Raw genomic sequence first — 6741 nt, 5'->3', positions numbered from 1 at the left:
GGTCGGTCTCCGCCGAATAGAACAGCGCCATGTCGCGGCCAGTGGTCTTGGCCTCGTACATGGCGGCATCGGCGCGGCGCATCAGCTCGTCGATGTCGCTGCCGTCTTCAGGGTACACGGCGATGCCTACGCTGCAGGACACGGTCAGCTCGTGGCCCTCCACCGGGTGGCTTTGGCGGATGAGCGGGATCAGCCGGCGCTCCACCAGTTGCTGCACGTCCTCGCGCCCGGCCACGTCGCGCATCACCACGACGAACTCGTCGCCGCCCAGGCGGCTGACGGTGTCGCGGCTGCGCACGGCCTGGGTGAGCCGCGCGGCCACCGAGCGCAGCAGCCCGTCGCCGATGTGGTGGCCCAGGGTGTCGTTGATGGCCTTGAAGCGGTCCAGGTCGATAAAGAGCACGGCCACCTTCTCACCCGTGATGGGCGCCTGCGCCAACGCGGCCTGCAGGCGCTGCACGCACAGCGACCGGTTGGGCAGCTCGGTGAGCACGTCGTGGTGCGCCAGGAACTGGATGCGCTCTTCGCTGCGCTTGCGGTCGGTGATGTCGATGGCGATGCCGATGTGGTTGGTGACGGCGCCGCCCTTGCCCTCGCGTACGGCCGACACCATGAGCCAGGCCGGGTAGGTCTCGCCCGAGCGGCGCCGAAAGCGCACTTCACCCTGCCATGACTCTTTTTCCTGCAGGGTGCGCTGGATCTGTGGCGGCAGCGGCTCGGCAGGCGACTCCTGCAGCAAAAAGCCCAGGTTCTCGCCAATGACCTCGTAGAAGTCGTAGTGCGTGCTGCGGCAGAACGCCTTGTTGACGCTCAGTATCTGCTGTTCGGCACTCATGATGATGATGCCCTCGGATGAGGCCTCGAACACCTTGGCCCACAGCTCCAGCCGCTGTTCCATCACCTTGAGCACATTGATCGGTGTGAAGGCCGTGAGCACCGAATCGCGCCCCTGGAACTGCAGGCGCCGTGCCGACAGCACGGCCCATGACGGCTCGGGGCTGGCCTTCCAGCGCACCTCGAACTCGTCCACCGAGCCCTGGTCCGCCAGGCGCTGAAAGAACCGCGCACGCACACCGGGCTCCAGGCCCACCGCCCAGGGGTCCGTCCTGCGGCCGCCCAGCCAGTGGGCCGCGGGCTTGTTGGAATGCAGAACCTCATGTTCGGGCACGGAGGTGACCACCATGGGGATGGGAAAGGCTTCGACGAGCTCGCGCTGCGCTTCGGCCGCGCGGGCGCTGGCGGCCAGCTCCTGCTGCAGAAGGCGGTCCCGGTCGAGCTGGGACAGCATGTCGTTGAAGGCCGTGACCAGGCGGCCGATTTCGTCCCGGCTCGTCCAGTGCGCGCGCAAGGTGTGGTCGCCGCTCTTGCGAACCTCGTCGGCCACGCGCGCCAGATGCTGCAGCGGCTTGGCAATCTGGCGCGCCACCAGCGTGACCAGCGAGAGGATGCAGCCCAGCAGCACCAGCGCAGTGCCCAGGTGCAGCCACATGCGGGCGAACAGGCTGTCCACGCGCTGGTTCAAGAGGCGCTCCAGGTCCGTGATGCCTACCGTCCAGGCCCCATTCAACGCGCCCAGCACGGCGGCCTGTTGGTCCATCAACGACTCGAGCGTCAGCCGCGAATCCCCCCCCGCAGCCTCCTGAAGCTGTGCCTGGAAGGCCTGCAATGCGGCCTTCAGCGCCTCGCGCGGCGGAGCCAGCACGGCGAGCATCTCGGGCTTGCCGGCAATGAAGGCCTGGTTGTAGTCGGACTCGATGCCCAGCGCCACAGCATCCAGCCGCCCGGCCAGCGTGAGCAGGTCGTAAGACCACTGCGGGCCCCGCACCGCGGACGGCGCACTCAGAAAGCTCACAGTGTCGTGCACGGCCTGCAACAACTCGGGGTAGCGCAGCACGACGAGCGACATGACGTAGTAGCTGTCCAGATCCGGGTCCAGGATCAGGTTGGATTGGTTGCCCACCGTGGTCAGCAACTCGCGTCCGTCGCGCAGCAGCACACTGCGCAGGCGTGCCACCTCGCCTGGCGCCAGCGCGGCCGTGGCCGGCGCGCCCGCCCCCTCGGCAGCAGCCAGGCGCCCGAGCGCGTCTTCAAAGCGCTCCCCCAGTTCGCCCGTGCGCAGCAGCGCATCGTGCCGGGCGCGCACCTGCTGCAGGCGCTGCACCACATCCGGAGCCCCGCCTGCCGGCTGCTGCGCCGCGCCCGGCGGCAGGAACTGGCCCATGAAGCCATCCCGCACCACGGCGGCGTACGTTGTCCCCACGATCTCCTTGCGGGCGAAGTCGATGGCGAGGTACTTCTCGTGGATCAGGATGCCCGACACATAGATGACGGCCGTCAAGTCCAGCAGGTAGATGAGCATGAGCTTGCGCCCCACACTGAGGCGGCCCAGCCAACCCGATACGCGGTGCATGAATGCCATGGTGCTGCGGCGGCAGGCGCCCGGGCGGATGGACCAGGCGCCTCACCGGCGGAAAATGATTGTTACAACGTGAAGCAATTTCCACGCCCATTTCTGGTTTTCCGAGAGAGCCTTCCACCGTTGGCCCATCACCGCGGCCCGGCCTGGCGACACCATCACATTGCCGTTCTCTCCAGCACTTCGCAGCAGGGGGGCTTTTCAACCAGCGGGCAAAGGCTATAATGTCCGGCTTTGCTGGCAATGCCCCGTCGGCCAATACTAGTTACAGACGGGGAACCCGCCACACACGACCTTCAGGCCCGATCTTCCTGGAGACCCTCTGTGGGCACATTTTGGAAACCATTAGCTAATGACTACGATCCGCGTAAAAGAAAACGAACCCTTTGACGTCGCCCTGCGCCGCTTCAAGCGCACCATCGAAAAGCTCGGCCTGCTGACCGACCTGCGCGCCCGCGAGTTCTACGAAAAGCCCACCGCCGAGCGCAAGCGCAAGAAGGCAGCCGCCGTGAAGCGTCACTACAAGCGCGTTCGCAGCATGCAACTGCCCAAGAAGCTGTACTAAGTACCGCTTCGGCCTTGTCCTCTCACCGGACAGCCGCCAAACCCGCGCTAGGGACGCCAAGCGCGGGTTTTTGTTTTTGGGGTTTGCCAAAAGGCTTTCTGGCGTCGTTGCAACGCCTTGCCGTAGCAGCACTACTGTCTGCGGCGTTGACGCCTGGCCACAAAGCCTTTTGGCAAACCCCTGTTCTTGTCTAAAAACCAACCAAGGAAGCCGCCATGAGCCTCAAGGACCAGATCACCGAAGACATGAAGACCGCCATGCGCGCCAAGGACAGCGAGCGCCTGGGCACCATCCGCCTGCTGCAGGCCGCGATGAAGCAAAAGGAAGTGGACGAGCGCATCGAGTTGGATGACGCAGCCGTGGTGGCCATCGTGGACAAGCTCATCAAGCAGCGCAAGGACTCCATCACCGCATTTGAAGGCGCGGGCCGCCAGGACCTGGCCGACAAGGAAAAGGCCGAGATGGCCGTGCTGCAGGCCTACCTGCCCGCGCGCATGTCGGCCGACGAAGTGACCGCTGCCGTGAAGGCCATCGTGGCCGAAGTGGGCGCCGCCGGCCCGGGCGACATGGGCAAGGTGATGGGCGTGGTGAAGACACGCCTGGCGGGCAAGGCCGACATGGGACAAGTGTCTGCCGCGGTGAAGGCAGCACTGGCGGGTTGATGGCCTGATGGGCTGATCAGACGGGCTGATCAGGCCCACCGCACTGTCGCTTCTCTTTTGATAGCTGCCAGCGCTTTCTGCACAAGCGCTAGCAGCTATTTTTACTCATATTCTTCATGTCACCGGGCCAAGGCACCGGTACCCGCGCGGGTCAAAAGCGCACCACCACCTTGCCGAACGCGCCACGTTCCAGGTGCGCAAAGGCGGCGGGCACGTCGCCCGCGGCATATTGGCCGGCGATGACCGGCTTCAGGCCACACGCATCCGCGGCGCGCACCAGTTCCTCCAGCGCGCGGCGGTGGCCCACGCTGATGCCCTGGACCGTGGCGCGGCCCAGCAGAAAGTCGTAGACCGAGGCACTCACCGTATCTCCCGCCAGCGTGCCGATCACCGACACGCGTCCCCCGGCGCGCAGCGCCTGCATGGAGCGGCCCAGGTTGGCGCCCCCCACGGTCTCCAGCACCTGGTCGGCACCGCGCCCGTCCGTCAGCACCCGCACCTGGGCCGGCCAGTCGGTATCGCGGGCCAGCGCATGGGCAGCCCCCAGCGCCAGCACCTGCTCGCGCTTGGCGGCATCGCCCGAAACGACGATGGGCACTGCCCCATGCAAGCGGGCAAGCTGCACCCCGAACAACGCCACCCCACCCGTGCCGTGGATGAGGACGGTCTGCCCCGCGCGCAGCAGGCCCGTTTCCACCAGTGCAAACCAGGCCGTGAGTCCCGCGATGGGCAGGGTGCTGGCAGCGGCCGCGTCCAGCGTGCGGGGCGCCGCCACAGCCCAGTCGGCATCCAGCAGCACATGGGAGGCCAGCGCGCCGGGGCCGGGCGCGCCCAGCGGCACCGCGCTGGCGGGCCGCTCGCCGTCCAGCCAGCCACCCCAGAAAGTGCTGAGCACCCGGTCGCCAGGTTGCCAGCGGGTCACGCCATCGCCCACGGCCAGCACGGTGCCAGCCAGGTCAGACGCCGGCGTGAACGGAAAGGCCAGGCCCATGCCCATGCCGTTGCGCGCCATCAGCAAATCACGGTAGTTCAGGGCCACCGCCTCGGTCTGCACCAGGATCTGGTGTGGCGCGGGCAACGGCATCGGGGCGTGCACCTGCTCCAGATGGGCCAAGCCAAAGCGGGGCAGCTGCCAGCGCTGCAGGGTGGATGGGAGATCGGAAGAGGTCATGGACAAACTCCAGGCGAACCAACAAAGAAAGAATGAGAGATGGCGATGCTATTGACGCCTGGATATCTCTGGTGGTTCTTGTTTTTCCTTTAACTGGAGAACAAAATTCGCCAATGAGCGAACGATTGCAAGGTATCGAGGCTTTTGTCGCGGCTGTGGAGGCGGGCAGTTTTGCGCTGGCGGCCACGCGCCTGGGCCGCACCCGCTCGGCCGTGGGCAAGAGCATTGCGCGACTGGAGCAGCGGCTGGCGGTGCGGCTGTTCCAGCGCACCACGCGCAGCCAGAGCCTGACGGACGATGGCCAGGCCTACTACGAGCGCTGCCGGCGTGCGTTGGACGAGCTGGATGCCGCCGACGCGGCCGTGGAGGCCGGCCGCCACGCTCCCACAGGCACGCTGCGCATGAGCATGCCCGCGTTGTTCGGCCGGGTCTGCGTGGCACCGCTGCTGATGGAACTGGCCAGCGAGCACCAGGACCTGCGGCTGGACCTGCAGTTCAGCGACCGCCGGGTGGACCTGGTGGAAGAGCGGGTAGACCTGGCCCTGCGCAGCGGGCCGCTGGACGACAGCAGCACGCTGGCGGCCCGCCTGCTGGGCCACCAGTGGATGGGCCTTTACGCGGCCCCCTCCTATCTGGCGCGCCACGGCCGGCCGGCCAATTGGCAAGCCGTGGTGGAAGCGGCACCCCATCACCGGTTTGCCAGCTATGGCCGCGACGAGCAGCGGCCTCCCACCTGGCTGTACCACGACTGCACCACCGGCGAGTTGCGCGAGTTCTCAGTGCCCACCCGTGTGCGCTGCGACAGCCTGGAGGTGGTGGCCGCCAGCGCCCTGGCCGGGCTGGGCATTGCGCGCATACCGCGGTGGCTGGCGGCCGACGCGGTGGCGGCCGGCACGCTGGTGAAGCTGTTTGACGAATCCAAGCCTTTTGGCTACGCCCTGCACGCAGTGTGGCCGCGCGCCCGCGCCCTGCCGCGCCGCACGCGGGTGGTGATCGACACCTTGGCCGCGCGGTTGCCAGCGCTGTTGCCGGGTCCGGCGCCGAAGACGGCGGTGCCCGGCGCAGACCGATAACAAGAACCTTCGTCCTACGCGGCTAGCCCGCTGCGTTCGCCCGGACCGTCCGCGGCACCACTCGTCAGCGGCAGCCCCAGCCCTTCCTGTCGAAAGAACGCCTGCAGAAACTCCACGCAGACGCGCACCTTGGCCGAGCGCTCCAGGCGCGTGGGGTAGACGGCCCACACATTGGCCTCCTGCCGCCACTGCGGCAGCAGCTGCATCAGGCGCCCCGCCTGCAGATGCCCGGCCACATCCCACAACGAGCGCAGCACAATGCCCCGCCCGTCCACCGCCCACTGCACGGCCATCTCGCCGTTGTTGGCCGACAGAGGGCCACGCACCTTCGCTGATTCTTCCTGCGCCCCGCTGCGCAGGCGCCACACGCCAAATGGGTGATCGCGTTCCTTGATCACCAGGCAGTCGTGCGCAGCCAGGTCGGCCACCGTGCGTGGCGTGCCCTTGCGCTGCAGGTACGCGGGCGACGCGCACAGCACGCGGTGGTTGTCGGCCAGGCGGCGGGCAATGAGGTGCGGGGCGATCTCGTCTCCCACGCGCACGTCCAGGTCAAAGCCTTCGCCCGCCACATCCACCAGCCGGTCAAACACCTCCAGCCGCACCTGCAGACCCGGGTGTTGCTCCACCAGCCGCGACAGCGCGGGCGCCACGATCTGGCGGCCAAAGCCGAAGCTGCTGCTCACCCGCAACAGCCCGCGCGGCTCGCTGCGCGTCACTGCCACCTCCTGCATCAGCTGCTCCATGTCGTCCAGGATGCGCTGCGCCCAGTGAAAAACGCGCTCGCCCTCCTCCGTCACCGCCACGCGGCGGGTCGTGCGATGCAGCAGCTTCACCTGCAAATCCTGCTCCAGCAG

Annotated in this window: 6 protein-coding genes; 3 read left to right on the top strand and 3 right to left on the bottom strand. The window is 67.4% G+C overall.

What is annotated here, in order from left to right:
• On the bottom strand, window positions 1-2419 hold a 2419-nt coding region (locus MRY84_RS03465), incomplete at its 3' end, for a diguanylate cyclase (RefSeq protein ID WP_291504360.1).
• Window positions 2420-2768: 349 nt separating this feature from the next.
• Between MRY84_RS03465 and rpsU the strand changes: the two genes are divergently transcribed.
• Window positions 2769-2981 (top strand): 30S ribosomal protein S21, encoded by a 213-nt coding sequence (gene rpsU / locus MRY84_RS03460; RefSeq protein ID WP_007833691.1) that lies wholly within the window; start codon window positions 2769-2771, stop codon window positions 2979-2981.
• Window positions 2982-3196: 215 nt separating this feature from the next.
• The gene (locus MRY84_RS03455) at window positions 3197-3643 is read left to right on the top strand and encodes a GatB/YqeY domain-containing protein (protein ID WP_291504359.1); all 447 of its coding nucleotides are present in this window, start codon (window positions 3197-3199) and stop codon (window positions 3641-3643) included.
• A gap of 151 nt (window positions 3644-3794) precedes the next feature.
• Here MRY84_RS03455 and MRY84_RS03450 read toward each other — a convergent pair whose 3' ends face one another.
• Window positions 3795-4814, bottom strand: coding sequence for an NAD(P)-dependent alcohol dehydrogenase (locus tag MRY84_RS03450; protein ID WP_291504358.1), 1020 nt, complete (start codon window positions 4812-4814; stop codon window positions 3795-3797).
• A gap of 113 nt (window positions 4815-4927) precedes the next feature.
• Between MRY84_RS03450 and MRY84_RS03445 the strand changes: the two genes are divergently transcribed.
• Window positions 4928-5887 (top strand): LysR family transcriptional regulator, encoded by a 960-nt coding sequence (locus MRY84_RS03445; RefSeq protein WP_291504357.1) that lies wholly within the window; start codon window positions 4928-4930, stop codon window positions 5885-5887.
• Between the two features lie 14 nt (window positions 5888-5901).
• Here the strand turns inward: MRY84_RS03445 and MRY84_RS03440 are convergent.
• Window positions 5902-6741 (bottom strand): LysR substrate-binding domain-containing protein (locus tag MRY84_RS03440; RefSeq protein ID WP_291504356.1); only part of this gene is annotated, 840 nt, incomplete at its 5' end.

The organism is Acidovorax sp., assembly GCF_022763525.1.
Classification (GTDB): domain Bacteria; phylum Pseudomonadota; class Gammaproteobacteria; order Burkholderiales; family Burkholderiaceae_C; genus Acidovorax.
The sequence above is the reverse complement of the archived record's forward strand: the minus strand, read 5'-3'. Positions and strand labels throughout refer to the sequence as shown.